At 65.6% G+C, this 17535-nt stretch carries 17 protein-coding genes; 10 read left to right on the forward strand and 7 right to left on the reverse strand.

The window, feature by feature from the left end:
- The first annotated feature begins 9 nt into the window (after positions 1-9).
- The 9 genes from VGU00_RS14400 (at position 10) to VGU00_RS14440 (ending at position 9987) form a co-directional block, all read left to right on the forward strand.
- The gene (locus VGU00_RS14400; RefSeq protein WP_327469614.1) at positions 10-744 is read left to right on the forward strand and encodes an SDR family NAD(P)-dependent oxidoreductase; all 735 of its coding nucleotides are present in this window, start codon (positions 10-12) and stop codon (positions 742-744) included.
- Complete coding sequence (locus tag VGU00_RS14405) at positions 732-1763, forward strand: phosphotransferase family protein (RefSeq protein WP_327469616.1); 1032 nt, start codon at positions 732-734, stop codon at positions 1761-1763. Before VGU00_RS14400 ends, VGU00_RS14405 begins: the two co-directional genes overlap by 13 nt.
- On the forward strand, positions 1763-3394 hold the full coding sequence (locus VGU00_RS14410) for a long-chain-fatty-acid--CoA ligase (protein WP_327469617.1): 1632 nt from the start codon (positions 1763-1765) through the stop codon (positions 3392-3394). Before VGU00_RS14405 ends, VGU00_RS14410 begins: the two co-directional genes overlap by 1 nt.
- Positions 3391-4095 (forward strand): TetR/AcrR family transcriptional regulator, encoded by a 705-nt coding sequence (locus tag VGU00_RS14415; protein WP_192646693.1) that lies wholly within the window; start codon positions 3391-3393, stop codon positions 4093-4095. The genes VGU00_RS14410 and VGU00_RS14415 overlap by 4 nt, the downstream gene beginning before the upstream one ends.
- Positions 4096-4352: 257 nt before the next feature.
- Complete coding sequence (locus tag VGU00_RS14420; RefSeq protein ID WP_327469622.1) at positions 4353-5513, forward strand: CaiB/BaiF CoA-transferase family protein; 1161 nt, start codon at positions 4353-4355, stop codon at positions 5511-5513.
- 64 nt (positions 5514-5577) lie between these two features.
- A complete protein-coding gene (locus VGU00_RS14425) occupies positions 5578-7263 on the forward strand; it encodes an NAD(P)/FAD-dependent oxidoreductase (RefSeq protein ID WP_327469624.1) in 1686 nt (561 codons plus the stop codon).
- A 108-nt stretch (positions 7264-7371) separates the two neighbouring features.
- Positions 7372-7938: a TetR/AcrR family transcriptional regulator gene (locus VGU00_RS14430; protein WP_327469626.1), complete on the forward strand. Its 567-nt coding sequence runs from the start codon at positions 7372-7374 to the stop codon at positions 7936-7938.
- A 49-nt stretch (positions 7939-7987) separates the two neighbouring features.
- Positions 7988-8950, forward strand: coding sequence for a quinone oxidoreductase (locus VGU00_RS14435; RefSeq protein ID WP_327469628.1), 963 nt, complete (start codon positions 7988-7990; stop codon positions 8948-8950).
- Between the two features lie 20 nt (positions 8951-8970).
- Positions 8971-9987, forward strand: coding sequence for an alpha/beta hydrolase (locus VGU00_RS14440; protein ID WP_327469857.1), 1017 nt, complete (start codon positions 8971-8973; stop codon positions 9985-9987).
- 5 nt (positions 9988-9992) lie between these two features.
- Here the strand turns inward: VGU00_RS14440 and VGU00_RS14445 are convergent, their stop codons facing one another.
- Together VGU00_RS14445 and VGU00_RS14450 are read right to left on the reverse strand one after the other, a co-directional pair.
- Positions 9993-10430, reverse strand: coding sequence for a transcriptional repressor (locus VGU00_RS14445; protein WP_327469630.1), 438 nt, complete (start codon positions 10428-10430; stop codon positions 9993-9995).
- Positions 10423-10779, reverse strand: a complete 357-nt coding sequence (locus VGU00_RS14450) for a MerC domain-containing protein (RefSeq protein ID WP_327469632.1) — start codon at positions 10777-10779, stop codon at positions 10423-10425. The genes VGU00_RS14445 and VGU00_RS14450 overlap by 8 nt, the downstream gene beginning before the upstream one ends.
- A gap of 127 nt (positions 10780-10906) precedes the next feature.
- Between VGU00_RS14450 and VGU00_RS14455 the strand changes: the two genes are divergently transcribed.
- Positions 10907-12997 carry a TonB-dependent receptor domain-containing protein gene (locus VGU00_RS14455; RefSeq protein ID WP_327469634.1) on the forward strand — a complete coding sequence of 697 codons (2091 nt, stop codon included), beginning with the start codon at positions 10907-10909 and terminating at the stop codon, positions 12995-12997.
- Between the two features lie 71 nt (positions 12998-13068).
- Here the strand turns inward: VGU00_RS14455 and VGU00_RS14460 are convergent, their stop codons facing one another.
- The 5 genes from VGU00_RS14460 to VGU00_RS14480 all read right to left on the reverse strand — a co-directional run bounded on the left by VGU00_RS14460 (position 13069) and on the right by VGU00_RS14480 (position 17481).
- Entirely contained in the window at positions 13069-13851 is a 783-nt protein-coding gene (locus VGU00_RS14460; RefSeq protein WP_327469636.1) for a hypothetical protein, read from the reverse strand.
- 59 nt (positions 13852-13910) lie between these two features.
- Positions 13911-14672, reverse strand: coding sequence for a sulfite exporter TauE/SafE family protein (locus VGU00_RS14465; RefSeq protein WP_327469637.1), 762 nt, complete (start codon positions 14670-14672; stop codon positions 13911-13913).
- 85 nt (positions 14673-14757) lie between these two features.
- Positions 14758-15711, reverse strand: coding sequence for a hypothetical protein (locus VGU00_RS14470; RefSeq protein ID WP_327469638.1), 954 nt, complete (start codon positions 15709-15711; stop codon positions 14758-14760).
- Positions 15708-16772, reverse strand: a complete 1065-nt coding sequence (locus VGU00_RS14475) for a dipeptidase (protein WP_327469639.1) — start codon at positions 16770-16772, stop codon at positions 15708-15710. The genes VGU00_RS14470 and VGU00_RS14475 overlap by 4 nt, the downstream gene beginning before the upstream one ends.
- 85 nt (positions 16773-16857) lie before the next feature.
- On the reverse strand, positions 16858-17481 hold the full coding sequence (locus VGU00_RS14480) for an XRE family transcriptional regulator (protein WP_327469641.1): 624 nt from the start codon (positions 17479-17481) through the stop codon (positions 16858-16860).
- Between the last annotated feature and the right edge of the window lie 54 nt (positions 17482-17535).

Below are 17535 nucleotides of genomic sequence, written 5' to 3' on the forward strand. Positions count from 1 at the left end.
GAACCCGGAATGGCCAAGACGTCGAAGCCTGAACAGCGCAGATGGGTGGTCACCGGCGCATCGCGAGGCCTGGGCCTCGCAATCGCCCGGCTGGCCGCGAGCAAGGGGGACAAGGTCGCGCTTGTCGCACGCGGCGCCGATATCGATGCGCAGGCGCGATCGATCGGCGCCAATGCAATCGGGCTGGCCGCCGACGTGACCGATCCGGCGGCGGTCGCGGGGCTCTGCGCCGAGGTCGTCGAGCGCTGGGGCGGCATCGATGTGCTCATCAATAACGCCGGTCTCCATCGCGGCGGGCTGGTCGGCGCGCTGGCGCAGGACGATTGGCAGGCGGTGCTCGATACCAATTTGTCGGGCCCGTTCAATTTTGTGCGCGCGGCCTTGCCGCATCTGGGCGAGGGTGCTTCAATCGTGAATATCGGCGCGGTCGTCGGGTTGCGCGGCTTTTCGGGCGACGCGGCGTACGGCGCGTCCAAGGCCGGGCTCGTGGGGCTGACCCAGGTGCTGGCGGTCGAGCTGGCGCGGCGCGGCATTCGCGTCAACCTGGTCATTCCGGGGCTGACCTCGACCGAAATGACCAACGGGATATCGGCGCGCGCCAAGGCCAAGCTGGTGGCCGGCATTCCGCTCGGCCGCGAAGGTACCGCCGAGGAACTGGCCGACGTCGTCTGGTGGGTGGCGGGGTCGCCCTATATGACGGGCTCGATCATCTCCAACGACGGCGGCCTGCTGTGCAGATTGTGAGCGATCCGGCCGAGCGGTTGTCGCGCTGGCTGGAAGCTGAAGCAGGGATTGCAGACGCGCGGATCGTCCGCCGGCTGACCGGCGGCAACGCCAATGTCACGAGCCTCGTCGAAAGCGCGAGCGGCCCGATGGTGCTGCGGCATCCCCCGGCCGATACCGTATCCGACCTCGCGGGCGCCGGGATCGCGCGCGAATTTCGCTTCATCTCGGCGATCGCGGGCAAGGCGCCGGTCGCGGAACCGATCCTGTTCTGTGACGATAGCGAAGTGCTCGGCGCGCCCTTTTCGCTGACCCGCTTCGTCCGCGGCGCGGCGATCACCGATACGCTGCCGGCTGGCTATGCGGACGATGTCGCGACGCGCGATGCGGTCGGTCACGCGTTGATCGACGCCATCGCGAGCGTCCATGCGATCAAGCCGGTTCCTGAAGGATTGGGCGATGCCGACAAGGCACGGAACTTCGTCAGCCGCCAGATCGAGCGATGGCGCGGCGTGCGGGCAGCGCACGCGGTCCGCGACCTGCCGCTGATCGAAACGCTCGGCGCATGGCTCGCCGATAACGCGCCGGCGCCCGAGGCGGTACGGATCGTCCACTGCGACTATCATCTCGACAATGTACTGATGGATCTGGCCGAGCCGAAGGTTCTGGCGATCCTCGACTGGGAGATGGCGACGCTCGCCGACCCGCTCGTCGATGTCGGGCTGGTCACCGCGATGTGGAACCGCGACGAAAACCTGCCGCTCGGCTTCGCGTTCGTTCAGCGCGTGTCGAACGTCGCGGGCGTCGTCGGCGGCGCCGATCTCGCGCGGCGCTGGGCCAATGCGACGGGGCTGTCGATCGACCGGCTCGGATATTTTCAGGCCTTCGCGCTCTGGCGCCTCGCCGCGATCGTCGAGGGTGCTTATGTCCTCTTTCGCGAAGGGCAGGTTGACGGACCGTATGAACGCGGCCTCGAACATGACGTGCCGGCGCTGCTCGACGCCGCGCGGCGGATCGCGCGCGGCGAGGGGATGGCGTGATGGACGCCACGATGATGCACGAACCGCTGGGTACCGCGACGATCCTTGCGCATGGCGAGCGCATCCACGCGACCAGTCGTATCGGTCTGTTCGACGGCGAGCAGGTGGCATGGCGCAGCTTTGCGGAGACCGCCGAACGCGCCCGCTGCCTTGCGGCGGCGCTGCAGACGGCGGGCGTGCGTTCGAACACGCGCGTCGCGACGCTCAGCTGGAATGATTTTGCGCATTTCGAGGCCTATCTGGCGGTGCCGGCGATGGGCGCGGTGCTCCACACGCTCAACCTGCGGCTGCACCCCGACCAGATCCGCTTCATCATGGCCGACGCCGAAGATGCGCTGCTGATTGCCGATGGCCCGCTGCTCGCCGGGCTGTTGCCGCAGGTCAATTCGCTTGAAGGGCTGGAGCGTGTCATCGTCACCGGCAACACGGCCGGGCTCGCCGGACTGGAAAAGCCCTGGACGTCCTATGAGGATTTTATCGCGGACCATGCGCCGCTCGCCGACTTTCCGGTGCCCGACGAAACGGCGGCGGCCGCAACCTGTTATACCTCTGGGACGACAGGCAACCCCAAGGGGGTCGTCTATTCGCACCGTACGATCTTCCTGCACAGCCTCGCGTCGATGGCGGCGAATGCGTTTGCGCTCAGCGACCGCGACACGATCCTGCTGATGCCGCCGATGTTCCATGCCAATGCGTGGGGGCTCCCCTATTCGGGCTGGCTTGCGGGCGCCGATTTCGTGCTGCCGGGGCCGCATTTGCAGCCCGAGGCGATCCGGAGGATGATCCGTGCTACCGCGCCGACCTTTACTGCGACCGTGCCGACGATCCTCAACGATCTGCTCCGCGCCGACGCAGCCGAGCCGGTCGACATGGCGAGTTTCCGCGTCATCGTCGCGGGCGGGTCGGCGGTGTCCGAAGGCCTGATCGCCGAGGTCGAGCGCCGCTGGAATGTGCCGCTGATCCAGGGGTGGGGGATGACCGAGACCAGCCCGCTCTGCGTGCTGTCGCACCCGGCGGCCGATACGGCTGGCGAGGCGGCGCGGCATTTACGCGCGAAAAGCGGACGTCCGGTCGCGGGGGTGTCGGTGCGACTGGTCGACGATGACGGCAAGCGCGTCGCAGAGGATGGCAAGAGCGTCGGGCGATTGCAGCTGCGCGGCGCGTGGATCGCGCGCGGCTATCACCGCGGGGCGGGTGCCGATGTGCTGACTGCCGACGGCTGGCTCGATACCGGCGATGCCGGGACGATCGACGAGCGCGGCTATGTCCAGGTCACCGACCGGATGAAGGATCTGATCAAGTCGGGCGGCGAATGGATACCATCGGCAGAACTCGAGAACCATGTCGCCAGCCTTGCCGGCGTCGACCTCGCCGCGGTGATCGGCGTCGCCGATCCGCGCTGGGAGGAGCGGCCGCTCGCCATCGTCACCACGACCGACGGCGCGAGACCCGATTTCGCGCGACTGCGCCGCGCTCTGAACGACCGCGTTGCACGTTTCTGGATACCCGAATACTGGGCGCACGCCGACACTCTGCCGTTGACCAGCGTCGGCAAGATTGACAAGCAGGCGCTGCGCGAGGCCGTCGCGACGGGCAAAACGGCTTTTGAAAGGATTGATGAATCTTCATGAACGCACCGTCGTCGATGAAGGGCAAGGCCTCGCTGCGCGAGGTGACAGAGGTCCAGCCGGCTCCCGCCAAGGTGCGCGCCAAGCCGCGCGCCGTTCGCCGCACGCAGGCAGAACGCACCGCGCTGTCCGACGCCCGGATGTTCGACGCGGCGATGCAGCTGATCGTCGAACAGGGGACGCACGCGACGACGCTGAAGGAGGTTGGCGAACGCGCCGGCTATTCGCGCGGGCTCGCATCGAGCCGTTTCGGATCGAAGGATGCGCTGTTCGGCCAGCTGGTACTGCATTTCAACACCAGCTGGACACGCGAATTGGCGAACAAGGTCGGCACGCGTGGCGGCGCACAGGCCTGTCTCGCCGCCTTGCGCGCGGTCGAGGGATTCCTGTCGAGCCACTCCGGCTATATGCAGGCAATGTACATCCTGTGGTTTGAATCGATCAGTTCGCACAATGACGTGCGCGATCATCTGTCCGCCTATCACGCAATTTATCGCAGCGATGTCGCGCACTGGGTCGAAGAGGGCATCGCCGCGGGCGAGATCGACGCGTCGGTCGACGCCGAATGCTATGCCTTCGGCTTTTGCAGTTTCATCTTCGGGACGATCTATCAGTGGCTCGTCGCCCCCGAAAATGTCGACCTGCCCAAACAGTTCGAAGCCTATCGCCGTTCGACCGCGAAGGCCTTTGGAATCGCTTACTGATTCTCTTCGGCTATCCGAGATAAATCCTTTTAATACAGGCAATTGAATGATGGTCTTTGCGCTTGATTTTTCATTTGCTAGACGCTAACAAATAAATTCAAGATGTCGGTGACGGCACTGAAGACTGGGAGAGCTGGCTTGGCAAAGGCTGTCGATCCGCTGTTGCGGAATATATCGGCCCATTCGGCCGACCCGGCGGTGCCACCGCGATTTGTGCGGCGCCTGTTTCTCCGCCCCGCTGCCGGGAACACCGTCGGATGAACCGCTCGCACCGTATCGTCGACGGCGGGTCGATGCGGCCTGTGCTGGCGGGTGTGCGCGTCATCGAACTCGCCGGGATCGGGCCGGCCCCCTTTTGCGGCATGATGCTCGCCGATCATGGAGCTGAGGTGATCCGTATCGACCGGCCGGGCGGCAGCGATCCGCTGTCGCAGGATCAGGGGCGCGATGTCCTGCTCCGTTCGCGGCGGTCGATCACGCTCGATCTGAAACGACCCGAAGCCGTGGAGATCGTCGCCCGGCTTGTCGAAACCGCCGACGGGCTGATCGAGGGGTTTCGTCCCGGCGTGGCCGAACGGCTGGGGCTGGGACCCGACGTCTTGATGGAGCGCAACCCGGCGCTGGTCTACGGACGGATGACCGGTTGGGGGCAGGATGGTCCGCTCGCCGACAAGGCAGGGCACGATCTCAACTATATTTCGATCAGCGGCTGTCTTGCGGCGCTTGGCGCCGAAGGCCAGCCGCCGATGCCGCCGCTCAACCTGATCGGCGACTATGGCGGTGGGGGGATGTTGCTGGCATTCGGATTCGTATCGGCGCTGCTCGCGGCGCGGCAAAGCGGCGCGGGGCGCGTGATCGATTGCAGCATGGCCGATGGTGCTGCGGCGTTGATGGCGGGCATGTGGTCGCTGCGGCACAATGATATGTGGGACCGCGGGCGCGGTCAGAACCTGCTCGATGGCGGCGCGCCTTTTTATGCCTGCTATGCCTGCGCCGACGGCCGCTATGTCGCGATCGGGGCGATCGAGGCGCAATTCTACGCGCGGCTCGTCGACGCGCTCGGGCTGGATGACGACCCGCTTTTCGCCGCGCAGCACGACCAGCAGCGATGGCCCGCGATGAAGGCGCGGCTCGCCGCGATTTTCGCTGGCGAACCACGCGCGACCTGGACCCTGCGGCTGCAATCGCGCGACTGTTGTTACAGCGAAGTGCTGACGATGGACGACGCCCCGGCGCACGAGCACAGCCGCGCGCGCGGCAGCTACGTCGAGGCCGATGGCTGGATGCAGCCGCATCCCGCGCCGCGCTTTGCTGATACCGACGTCGTTGCGCCCAGAATGTGGCGGCGCGATTCCGATCGCGCGGCGATCCTCGCCGAGATCGGCGCGGTGGACCCCGATCGCGTGGGTGCGGGCTGAGAGGTTTTGACGAACAGGGCGAGCGCCGGACAAGGCGCCGTCGGATTTGTGGAGAGTGAGACAGATGACCGAGAAGAATAATCCAAGCGGGCCCGCGGTGGACTATGACGCGATCGTGATCGGGGCCGGTTTTGCGGGCCTCGCGCTGATCCATTATTTGCGCGAACTCGGCCTCTCCGTCCGCGTGTTCGACCGCGCGTCGGATATCGGCGGCACATGGACGTGGAACCGCTATCCGGGCGCCGCGACCGACAGCGAAAGCTATTATTACTGCCTGACCTTCTCGCCCGAACTGCTCCAGGAGTGGTCGTGGACGAAACGCTATCCCGGCCGCGAGGAAACCCAGAATTACATGCGCTTCGTCGCCGACAAATGCGACATGTGGCCGCACATCCAGCTCGATACCGAAATTGTCGAGGCGGACTATCTGGAGGACCGCGGCTGCTGGCAAGTCACGACGGGCGACGGCGATGTCTTTACCAGCAAATATTTCATCAGCGGCATGGGCATGATTTCGGAACCGATGATCCCGAAGATTCCCGGTATGGATCGCTTCAAGGGACCTCTCTTCCATTCCTCGCGCTGGCCGCACGAAGGGCTGGACTATGCCGGCAAGAAGGTCGGGATCATCGGCGCCGGCGCCACGACCGTGCAGATGCTGCCCGTCGTCGCCGAAACCGCGGGCAGCGTGACAGTGTTCCAGCGCACGCCGAATTATGTCCTCCCCGCGATGCAGAAAGACATGACCCCCGCGTGGGAAAAGGAGATCAAGGACAATTATCCCGCGATCGTCGCCAAATGCCGCAACCATGTCTTCGGCATGGCCTTCGACAGCCCGGTCGGCCGCAATGTGATGGATACGGCGCCCGAGGAGCGGCAGCGCATCTTCGAGGAGAATTGGACCGGCAGCTTCCGCTGGGTGTTCGAGACGTTCGACGATCTCCTCGCCAGTCCCGAGGCCAACCGGATCGCTGGCGACTTCATCGCCGCCAAGATGCGCGAGCGCGTCAACGATCCCGCGCTCGCCGATCTGCTGACGCCCAGCTTCGACGACTATCCGCTGTTCGCCAAGCGCCCGCCGCTCGACCATGGCTATTTCGAAGCTTTCAACCGCGACAATGTGCATCTGGTCGACATCAAGAAGCAGGAGCCGCTCGTCGAGATCACCGAAGCCGGCGTCCGCACGGCGCGCGCCGACTATGAATTCGACATCATCGTTCTGGCGACGGGCTTCAAGGCCTATACCGGCGCGCTCGAAGCCTTTCCGATCCGTGGCAGCAGCGGTCAGACGCTGCGCGAAAAATGGCAGGAGCAATCGGCGTGCATCATGGGGGTCTGCGTCGCGGGCTTCCCCAACATGTTCACCGTGACCGGCCCACAAGCACCTTTCGCCAACCTGCCGACCTCGATCGAGCAGAATGCGATCTGGATCTCGCGCTGTATCGGCAAGATGGAACGCGAGGGGCTCGATATCTTCGAGCCGCGCGAAGAGGCCGAGCGCGAATGGACTGCGGCAACGGCGGATATCCACGGCCAGACGCTGATGAACGAAGGCGACAAGGTCAATTCATGGATGATGGGCGCCAACCGCGACGACAAGGGCGCGCGCGTCCTCATCTATTTCGGCGGCGCCAATCTTTACTATGACGCGCTCGACAAATCGGCTGCCGAAGGTTTCCCCGAACTCGAGTTCAAAAAAATGTCGACCTATCGGGATGGCGCCCGGGACCATACGCTTTCGGAGCACTAGTCGGAGCGGAGACCCAGTTCATCGGCCAGCGCGACGAGCGGTGCTCCGAGCGTTCCAGGCTCGCAAATGGTTATTGAACATTCGTTCCATAACGTCTATATGGCATATATGGCGAGACCGAAAAACTTCGACGACGATGTCGCACTCGACGCCGCGATCGGCGTGTTTCGCGAGCATGGCTTTGAGGGCACGTCGGCGCAGATGCTCGTCGATGCGATGGGGATCGGCCGGCAAAGCCTCTACAACAGCTTCGGCGACAAGGCCGGCCTCTATGGCGCGGCCGTGCGCCGCTATGCGGCGGGCGAGACAAACGCGCACCGGTCCGCGCTTCGGACCGGCGACCGCGCGATCGACGGCATTCGCGCGATGGTCGACCGCGTCGTTCGCGAGGCGCGCCTTCCGTGCCTCGGCGTCAATTCGGTCGCCGAACTCGGGACCTCCTGGCCCGTCCTCAACGAGATTCGCGCGGCCGCCGATCATGCGCTCCGCACCGCGATCGTCGCGCAGGTGCAGGCGGCGCAGGCCGACGGCGACATCGCGCTGGACCTCGATCCCGATACCGTCGCGACATGGTTCGTCGCGAGTTTTGCCGGGATCCGGATCGCCGCGCGCGGCGGCGCGCGCGACGAGCATCTCGCCAGCCTGGGAGAATTGACGCTTCGCGCGCTTCGCTGACCCCTTTTTTTGCCTAATTATGGAACGATCATTCAATAAGGAAGATGAGATGAAAGCCATTGCAATGACATCGCCGGGTGGCGACCTCGACCTGATCGACCTCCCCGAACCTGTCCCCGGTCCGGGAAAGCTGGTCGTCGAGATTGCCGCCGCGGGGGTCAATTTAATGGATATCGGGGTACGCCGCGGCATGGCGTGGACCGATGTGCCCGAACCCAAGGTGATCGGGGTCGAAGGCGCGGGGCGCGTGGCCGCGCTCGGTGGGGGCGTCACCGACTTTGCGATCGGCGACCGCGTCGCGTGGGTCTATGCGCCCGGAAGCTATGCGGAGCGCGTCGAGATCCCGGCGGACGCGCTGGTCCGGGTTCCCGATGCGATCGACGACCGGACGGCGGCCGCCGTCATGATGCAGGGGCTGACCGCCAGCCATTTCGCGACCGACTTCTACCCCGTGCAGCCCGGCGACGTCGCACTGGTCCATGCCGCCGCCGGCGGGCTCGGCATGCTGCTCACGCAGATCGTCAAGCTGCGCGGCGGCACGGCGATCGGGCGCGTGTCGAACGCGGCAAAGGCCGTGGCGGCGCGCGCCGCCGGCGCCGATCATGTCATCGTCGATGCCGACGGCCTTTTCGCCGACGAAGTGCTCGCACTGACGGGCGGCGAGGGCGTGCATGTCGTGTTCGACGGTTCGGGGCCGGCGACCTTCGCCGGGTCGCTTGCGTCGCTGCGGCGGTCGGGCACCTTTTGCTGGTTCGGACCGGTGCTCGGCGGTCCGGGGCCGATCGACATCATGAGCCTGCCAAAGAGCATCAAGCTCGGCTATGCCGTCTTCTCCGACCATATTCCGACGCCCGCATTGCTGCGCGCGCGATCTGCGCAACTATTCCAATGGATAGTTGAAGGACGGCTGAAGGTCGACATAGGCGGTATCTACCCGCTCGCCGATGCGGCGCGCGCGCACGCCGACATGGAAAGCCGCCGCAGCACCGGCAAGCTGCTCCTCATCCCCTGACGCCCCAAGGAGACCCTATGATGACCCCGTTTCAGAACACCGATCGACGCGGCTTCATGGCGCAGGCGCTGGCCGGGTCGGCCGCGACGATGCTGCTTGCCGCACCGGCGCGCGCGGCGGCATCGCCCGCCGGGTTTGGGCCGCTGAAGCATGTTCGCACCAGCCTGCTCGACATCGCTTATGCCGAGGTCGGGCCGGCCGACGGTGTGCCGGTGCTGCTCATCCATGGCTGGCCCTATGACATCTACACCTACGCCGATGCGGCGCAGCTGCTGGGGGCACTGGGCTACCGCGTCCTCATACCCTATTTGCGCGGCTATGGTGCGACGCGCTTCCTGTCGGATGCGACGCCGCGCAACGGACAGCAGGCCGCGCTCGCGATGGATGCGCTCGACTTTCTCGACGCGCTCGGGATCCGCCAGGTCATCGTCGGCGGCTGCGACTGGGGCGCGCGGACTGCGTGCATCCTCGCGGCGCTCCATCCCGACCGTGTTCGCGCGCTGGTTTCGGTCAGCGGCTATCTGATCGGAAGCCAGGCCGCGAATGCCAAGCCGCTGCCACCCGAAGCCGAGCGGCGCTGGTGGTACCAATATTATTTCGCGACCGAACGCGGGCGCCAGGGCTATGCCGCGAACACGCATGACTTTGCGCGGCTGATCTGGAAAACGGCCTCGCCGGGCTGGGCGTTCGACGACGCGGTGTTCGCGCGCTCGGCGGCGGCGCTCGACAATCCCGATCATGTCGCGATCAGCGTCCATAATTATCGCTGGCGGCTCGGGCTCGCCGAGGGCGAAGCGCGCTATGATGCGATCGAAGCAAAGCTCGCGACCTTCCCGGCGATCGCGGTGCCGACGATCACGCTCGAGGGCGACGACAATGGCGCGCCGCATCCGCAGCCGCAGGATTATCGCGCGAAATTCACCGGTCCCTACGAACATCGGACGAGCAAGGGTGGCATCGGGCATAATCTGCCGCAGGAAGCGCCGCAGGATTTTGCGCGCGCCATCGTCGACGCCGACAGGATGGCGGGGCGGTGAGGCCGTCACTTCCGGGCGCAAGCCGCGCATAAACCGACGATCTCGACGATCGTGCGGTCCGGTCGAAAGCCGATCGCGCCGCAGACCCGTGAAAGCCGGTCGTCGAGATCGATCGCGAGCGTGGCGGTATGACCGCACGCCCGACACGACATGATCGCGCCGCCGTCCCCGGCCACCTCGCAATAGGCGTTCAGCGTCTCGACCCGCCGGACGCGTCCGCGCAGCCGGTCGAGGATGCGATAGACCTGGTTGGGGGCCAGCGGGACGCCGAGCGACCGGCTCTGGCGTGCGATCACATAGGCGCCCAGCGGCCGCGGGCTGGCGCGCAGGATCGACAGGACGATCGTTTCCAGCTCGGCGGGCGTCCGTTTCGCGCCGCCGCGCGCAGGCTTGCGGCCTTCGCCGTCATCGGGCGGGCGGGGCGGGTCTTGTGCATCAGGCAAGGGTCCGGCGCAGCCGCCAGTTGAAGATATGGCCGCCGATCAGCAGCAGGCTGCCGATGGCGGTGATGGCCGCCGCCGCCGGTTCGCCGAGCGTGGGGAACAGCGCCGCGACGATGCAGGCGACCCCTGCCGATCCGAGGATCGCGGGGCGCAGGCTGCGGTGCCGGCGATAGCCGAGAAGGAAAGCGAGCGCTGCCGCCGGCACAACGAGCGCTGCAGCCACAATGTGAAACATCTCCGATTCGAAGATGGCCCCGACGATCGCTGGCAGCGCGAGCAGCAGCAAGGGCAGGGCGAGGCAGTGGACGAGGCAGAGGAGCGAGGCCGAAATGGCCGCACCTTCCACCATATCGGTCGTGGGGGAGCGCCGCGAAGGGCGCGAGGGGAGAGCGCACATGAAAGAAAAGCCCTGTCAGGGTTGTGATATGAGATAACGTATCATATAGGGCTCGCCTCCAAAGAAGAAAGGGGTTTTTGTGAAGTTTCGAGCTCTCCTCCTGTCCGCCGCGGTTCCGGCGGCTGTTCCGCATGTCGCCCTCGCGGCCGAATCGGTGCCGCCGGCGCCCGCCCGCCCGGCCCCCGCGCCCCAGGCCGGTTTCCTGCAGGCCGGCAGCACCGCCGATCCCGAGATTGTCGTGTCGGCCAATGTCCTTGGCCTGCGCGCCGACGAGACCGCGACGCCGGTGATCACGCTTTCGGGCGAAGAACTGGTCCATCGCCGGCAGGCGACGCTGGGCGACACGCTCGCCGGGCAGCCGGGCATCAACTTCGACAATTTCGGCGGCGGCGCGAGCCGGCCGGTCATCCGCGGGCAGACCGCGCCGCGTGTCCAGGCACTGTCCGACGGCGCCAGCGTCCATGACGCGTCGGCGATTTCTCCCGACCATGCGGTGACGACCGAACCGCTGCTGCTGCGCGGGATCGAGGTGCTGCGCGGTCCCGCGGCGCTGCTCTATGGCGGCAGCGCGATCGGCGGCGCGATCAACCTGCTCGACGAGAAGGTACCGACGTCGATCCCCGACGGCGGCATCGCGGGCACGGTCGAGGGCCGTTTCGGTACTGCCGACGACGAACGCTCGCTGGTCGGCGGGATCACCATCGGCGGGCAGGGGCTCGCGCTCCGCGTCGAGGGCGTCCATCGCTCGTCGAACGACTATCGCGTGCCCAAGGGGTTCGGCGAACGCCATGTCGACGGGTCGTACAACGACACCTCGACCTTCACCGTCGGCGGCTCATGGGTCGGCAGCGGCGGTTATCTGGGCGTCGCCTATACGCGCCAGCGCAGCGAATATGGCCTGCCCGGCCACAACCATGATTATGAAGGTTGCCACCCGCACGGCAGCAGCCTGCACTGCGGCGGTCACGGCCATGATGACGAGGATCATGATCACGACCATGATCACGAGCATGAGGAAGTGCCGTTCGTCAAATTGCGTAGCGAACGGTTCGATATCCGCAGCGAATATGAAGATCCGCTGCCGGGCTTCGAAAAGGTCCGCTTCCGTCTGTCGTTCACCGATTATGAGCATGACGAGATCGAACATGACGAGGTCGCGACGACCTTCAAGAACAAGGCGCACGAGCTGCGTTTCGAACTCGCGCACAAACCGATCGGCCCGCTGCGCGGCGCGTTCGGGGTGCAGCATTCGGAAAGCCGGTTCAGCGCGGTCGGCGAAGAAGCTTTCCTCCCCAAAAGCGATACGCGGAGTACCGCGCTGTTCCTGATGGAAACGCTGACGGCCGGTCCGGTTCGCTTCGAACTCGCGGCGCGGCAGGAATGGCAGCGGATCGAGACGACGCTGAACCGCGAGGTCAGCCACAAGCCCTTCTCGATCTCGGGCGCGGCGATCTGGGACATCGGCGGCGACTATTCGCTCGCGCTGTCGCTCGCGCGCTCGCAGCGCGCGCCAAATGTGCAGGAACTTTATGCGCGCGGTATCCACCTCGCGACCAACACCTATGAACTCGGCACCGCGACGCTGGGCAAGGAAACGGGCAAGTCGATCGACCTGACCTTCCGCAAGACAAAGGGGGCGACGACCTTCACGATCGGCGCCTATCATCAGGATTTCGACGATTATATCTTCGCCAACACGCTCGACCAGTTCGAGGACTTCCGCCTGATCCGCTACACTGCCGCCGATGCCACCTTCACCGGGATCGACGGCGAGGTTCGGCATGATTTCGGCGATTTCGGCGTGTCGCTGTTCGGCGATTATGTCCGCGCGAAGTTCAAGGACGGGCTCGGCAACCTGCCGCGCATTCCGGCGGGGCGCCTCGGCGCGCGCGCTGACGGGCAATGGGGCCCGCTATCCGCCGACGTCGAATATTATCATGTCTTCGAACAGGACCGGATCGCGGCGTTCGAGACGCGGACCCAAGGTTACGACATGCTCAACGCGACGCTCGCCTACAAGATGGAGCTCGGGCCGAAGGCCGATGCCGAATTGTTCGTGCGCGCGACCAATCTGACCAACGAGCTCGCCTATAACCACGCATCCTTCATCAAAAATGCGTCGCCGCTGCGCGGACGCAATTTCGTCTTCGGGTTGCGGACCAGCTTCTAGGCAAAAGGGGGCGGCCGGAAGGAGGGGCATCAGTCTCGCGCCCCTCCTTCCGCCGATCATGGCCGGACCGGTCAGGCGGGTTCGGCCGCCAATATATAGTCGAAGCCGTGGCGCAGCCCGTTCGCGCTGTCGGCAAGCGCCAGCGCTTCGGCGCGCAGCGCTTCCCCGCGCGCGGCGAGCGCGGCGGCGAGGCCGCGATCGGCAATCTTCGCGAGCCGCGGGGCGCACATGTCGATCTGGCTGTTGACGAAGCGCTCCTTGTAACGGTTCGCGAAGCGCTTGGCGGCGATGACGCGATATCCCGACGCCTCGAGATGATCGACCGCCCATTGTGCGGGATATTCGCGATAGGGCTGCTCGCCGGCGAGCAGCAGGCAGGCATCGCGAAACCGTCCGATATCCCGGACGATCCGTCCTTCCGCGCTGTCGGGTTCGCCGACGACATAGGGCTCGAGCCCGACGACATAAAGCCGCCGCCCGACCAGCGGCCGCAGCCGCGCGAACAGCCGGTGCTGGAAATAGGGCGCAAAATCGTCGATCGCGCCGAGCAGATAGTCGGCGAGCACCGTGTCGTACCGCTCGCCCGCGAGCAGCGCCGGATCGGCCCAGTTGCCGACGATGATCCGGTCGTCCGGCCGGCGCTTTGCGGCGATGGCATCGGCCGTTTGCGCGGCATGGGCTTCGGCGCCGCTCACTGCGGTCCAGCGCTCGGTCGCGAGCGATCCGACCCAGCCGATCGAATGCGTGCCGGTCCCCGCGTCGAGCAGGCTGCCCCAGCTAAGGCGCCCCTGGATTTTCTCGATTTCCTGGAAAAGCCCGGCCTCGGGCTGGTGATCGTCAGTGTCGGTCTGCATTCGCTATGATATAGGGTATCATCACTCCCGGTCAAAGCCCAAAGTCATGGCGCGCCCGGTTAGCCGCCATAGGCGCGGACGAAAAACACCGCCGTCGTCACACCCGTCACCAGCAAGGTCCAGACGCGCACCGCACGGGGCGAAAGCCGCTTGCCGACGAGCGCACCCAGCCATCCGCCGACGATCGATCCGGCGAGCATCGGCAGGCACGCCCACCACCACACCATCGCGAAGCCGATGAAGATCAGCGCGGCGGCAAGGTTCGCGACCGCGAGCATCAGGGTGCGGATCGCGAACAGTTCGCGCGGCTGGATATTGGCGAGCAGGCCATAGAGCGCGGTGGTGATCAGGCCGACGCCGCCGCCGAAATAGCCGCCATAGATGCCGAGCAGCGCCTGCGCCGCCAGCAGGGTCGGCCGCCCGATGGTGACGCGCGCGTGCAGCCAGTCGGCGGCGCGCTTGCCGAAGACCATCACGACGAAGGCGAAGAGCAGGAGCCAGGGAATAAGCTTGTCGAAGGTCTCGGTCGGGGTGACGACGAGCAGCAGGCTGCCGACGAGCCCGAAGACAAAGGTCAGGCCCGCGAGCAGCCGGACCGAAATGCCCGCGACCGGTCCCAGTTCGCCTCGATAGGCCCAGGCGCTCGTTCCCGCACCGGGAAGCAGTGCGACGTTCGACGTCGCATTGGCGATATTGGCGGGCAGGCCGAGCGCGATCAGCGCGGGCAGGGTGGCAAAGGTGCCGCCGCCGGCAAGCGCATTCATCGCGCCGCCGAGCAGGCCCGCGCCACCCGCGATCAGGATGGTGGAAAGGTCGATCACGCTTCGCTCCGGGCCGTCATCGACCTTCGCGCGCCATCGACCGCGCCGCCCGCGCCGTCAAGGGGCGAGCAGCCTGTCGGTGCGGCTAATAGCCCTTGCGGTCGGGGCTCGCGAGTTCGGCTTCGGACGGCCAGTGACCTTGCGGATTTTCGCGCACGATCTCGGTCAGCAGCGCCTTCGCGCCCGCTTCGTCGCCGGCGAAGCGGCGTTCCATCGCGATCGCGAACTTGATCGTGCTGTCGCGCGTGTCCTTGACGCTCGCGGGATCGAGCCGCCCCTGCATGATCTGCACCGCCTGATAATAGGCAAAATTCTCGATCAGCTTGAGCCCCGGTTCGATCGCGTCGATCGCCGCGCGCGCCTTGTCGTGCTGCCCCATCTTCCGGTACGCGAGATAGGTCCAGTAGGCGGTCGGCACGCGCATGTCGTCGCGCGCGAAATCGGCCGACAGGTCGAGCGATTTCGCCATGCCCGTCACCATCGTCGGATAGTCGCCGGTCGCGAAGCTCGTCTGCGCGTGATAATAGACGATATTCCCGCGATAGGTACTGATCGTCAGGCCGATCGGGTTCGGCATGCCGTCGGGCTCGAACGTATCGGGCGTATCGCCCATCAGCACGAGCGCCTTTTCATAATCGGCGAGCGCCGCCTTGAACTTCCGCGCGCGCGTGAGGTCGCGGGCGCGGAAGCGATAGAGCTTGTAGCTGTCCGGGAACTTCGCGATCCCGGCGCTGAAGGCATCAACGGCGTCGCAGATGCGCCCGGCATAGTCGAGCCGGCGACCATACCAGATGTGGCTGTCCTCGCGGTCGGGCGCGATGCGCAGCGCCGCCGCGGCGATCGCGATATCCTCGTCGAGCATCTTTTGCGTCGCGGCCGAATATTTCGGGATCGTCAGCGGCGTGCCGATCAGGCTGGTGGCGCAATTCCCCGCGTCGGCGCCGGGGACTGTCTGGCTCGCCGACGCGGGGGCTGCCATCAGCAGCATGGCAAGAGAGAGGGGGAGGGCGGAGCGGCGGATCGCGGCGCGCGGGCTCATCCGATCACCTCCTGGTAAATGCGGCGGACATTCGTCCCCATGATCTTTTCGACCGTGGCGGATGGGTAGCCGAGCTTGCGCACGCCATCCCACACCACTTCCATGCGGCGCGGGCCGTTAAGTTCGTTGATGAACAGCGGCCAGTCGGGCTCGTGGAAATTGGCGCCCTCTTCGCGCTTCAGTTCGGCGATATAGGCGTCGGTCATCTCGACGACGCGGTGGTCGCGGTCGCTGCCGATCGCGACATGGTCGGCGCCCATCACCTTCACCGCATGGTCGATGTGGCGGAAATATTCGGGCAGCGCGTCGTCGCGCTTCGTCGTCAGGAACGGCCGCATCTGGCAGATGCCCGCGACGCCGCCCTTGTCGGCGAGCAGGCGCAGGTTCGCGTCGGTCGTGTTGCGGATATTCTGATGCACCGCCATGCACGCCGTGTGCGAGACGATCACCGGCACCTTCGACGCATTGATCGTGTCGGCCATCGTCTGCATGTTCGCATGCGACAGGTCGATCAGCATGCCCCGCTCGTTCATCCGGCCGACGAGGTCTCGGCCGAAGTGCGTCAGCCCGTTCGCGCCGAGTTCCTTGCACCCCGCGCCCGCCCAATTCTGGTCGTTGTAAGTGATCTGCGCCGAACGGACGCCGAGCTTGTAGAACAGGTCGACATTGTCGAGGTCGCGCCCGAACTGGGTGCTGTTCTGGAAGAGGTAGAAGAGCGCGAGTTGGCCGTGCGCGCGCGCGACGTCGATGTCGCCGGTTTTCGTCGCCTTCAGGAACAGGTCGTTATGCTTGGCGATATGCGCGTCATGATCGAGAACGGCCTGGATGGCCTCTTCATACGCCTGCCCCTCATAAGCCTTGGGATCGCAGAGCGTGATTGTGATCGCGTCGAGCCCGCTCGCGCGCATCTGTCCGATCAGTGCCGCATCATATTCGAAGCGCACCTCGCCCATCGCGTCGAAGGTGAGCGGGCGCGTCTTCGCCCAAGCCCCTGCCGCAGGTGCCAGCGCCATCGTGGCCGACACGGCCGCCCCCGACAGGATGAAATTCCGTCTGTCCATCGCTTCGCCCTCTCCAATTTTCTATTGGAAAGAAATTAGCGTATCGGAAAATTATTGCAAGCCCGATGATAGAGCGAGCGATCGCCTAACCGGTGTTCACCCACAGCACGACGGCATCCTCTTCGCTCGTCGAGTAAGCGGCGTGCTGCATGCTGCTGTTGATATAGATGCTGTCGCCGACCCCCAGGATCGCGGGCTCGTAATGCTCGGTCTGGAAACAGATTTCGCCTTCGAGCACATAGAGGAATTCCTCGCCGCTGTGCTGCGACCAGCTTTTGAAATCCTCGAGGCTGCGCGCCTTGATCGTCGTGACGAAGGGCAGGATCTTCTTGTTCTTGAGCTCGGCGGCGATCAGCCGGTGGCGATAGACTTCGGTTTCCATCAGCCGCCCCGCGCCGTCCATGGTGACGCTGCGCCGGCCCGCGGCATCCTGTCCCAGATTGCTCGCGAACAGCTCGGTAATGTCGATGCCGAAACCGGTCGCCAGCTTCTGCACGACGTCGAACGTCGGCGACATCTGGTCATTCTCGATCTTCGACAATGTCGAGGCGGCGAGCGCGGTCAGGCGCCCGGCGTCCTCCAGCGTCATGCCGCGTTCCTTGCGCAACTGGCGCAGTCGCTCGCCCAGGTGAAAGCCTTCGGATCGAGGCCGCTTCGCGGTACGAACGGCACCCAGAACTTCCGGCTCGTCTCCATTTCTGGGCGGCATATATCTCCAATCCTTAACTTGCTCGAGATCGCATGGCATCGGCCAATGGGGGAC

It is taken from the genome of Sphingopyxis sp., from assembly GCF_035944815.1.
GTDB lineage: Bacteria > Pseudomonadota > Alphaproteobacteria > Sphingomonadales > Sphingomonadaceae > Sphingopyxis.

Bases quoted from the DNA above. Each gene is read 5' to 3' on its own strand.
- VGU00_RS14430 (WP_327469626.1), top strand. From the start codon at position 7,372: ATGGCGAGACCGAAAAACTTCGACGACGATGTCGCACTCGACGCCGCG.
- VGU00_RS14475 (WP_327469639.1), bottom strand. From the start codon at position 16,772: ATGGACAGACGGAATTTCATCCTGTCGGGGGCGGCCGTGTCGGCCACG.
- VGU00_RS14420 (WP_327469622.1), top strand. From the start codon at position 4,353: ATGAACCGCTCGCACCGTATCGTCGACGGCGGGTCGATGCGGCCTGTG.
- VGU00_RS14415 (WP_192646693.1), top strand. From the start codon at position 3,391: ATGAACGCACCGTCGTCGATGAAGGGCAAGGCCTCGCTGCGCGAGGTG.
- VGU00_RS14425 (WP_327469624.1), top strand. From the start codon at position 5,578: ATGACCGAGAAGAATAATCCAAGCGGGCCCGCGGTGGACTATGACGCG.
- VGU00_RS14410 (WP_327469617.1), top strand. From the start codon at position 1,763: ATGGACGCCACGATGATGCACGAACCGCTGGGTACCGCGACGATCCTT.
- VGU00_RS14470 (WP_327469638.1), bottom strand. From the start codon at position 15,711: ATGAGCCCGCGCGCCGCGATCCGCCGCTCCGCCCTCCCCCTCTCTCTT.
- VGU00_RS14450 (WP_327469632.1), bottom strand. From the start codon at position 10,779: ATGGTGGAAGGTGCGGCCATTTCGGCCTCGCTCCTCTGCCTCGTCCAC.
- VGU00_RS14440 (WP_327469857.1), top strand. From the start codon at position 8,971: ATGACCCCGTTTCAGAACACCGATCGACGCGGCTTCATGGCGCAGGCG.
- VGU00_RS14460 (WP_327469636.1), bottom strand. From the start codon at position 13,851: ATGCAGACCGACACTGACGATCACCAGCCCGAGGCCGGGCTTTTCCAG.
- VGU00_RS14480 (WP_327469641.1), bottom strand. From the start codon at position 17,481: ATGCCGCCCAGAAATGGAGACGAGCCGGAAGTTCTGGGTGCCGTTCGT.
- VGU00_RS14435 (WP_327469628.1), top strand. From the start codon at position 7,988: ATGAAAGCCATTGCAATGACATCGCCGGGTGGCGACCTCGACCTGATC.
- VGU00_RS14400 (WP_327469614.1), top strand. From the start codon at position 10: ATGGCCAAGACGTCGAAGCCTGAACAGCGCAGATGGGTGGTCACCGGC.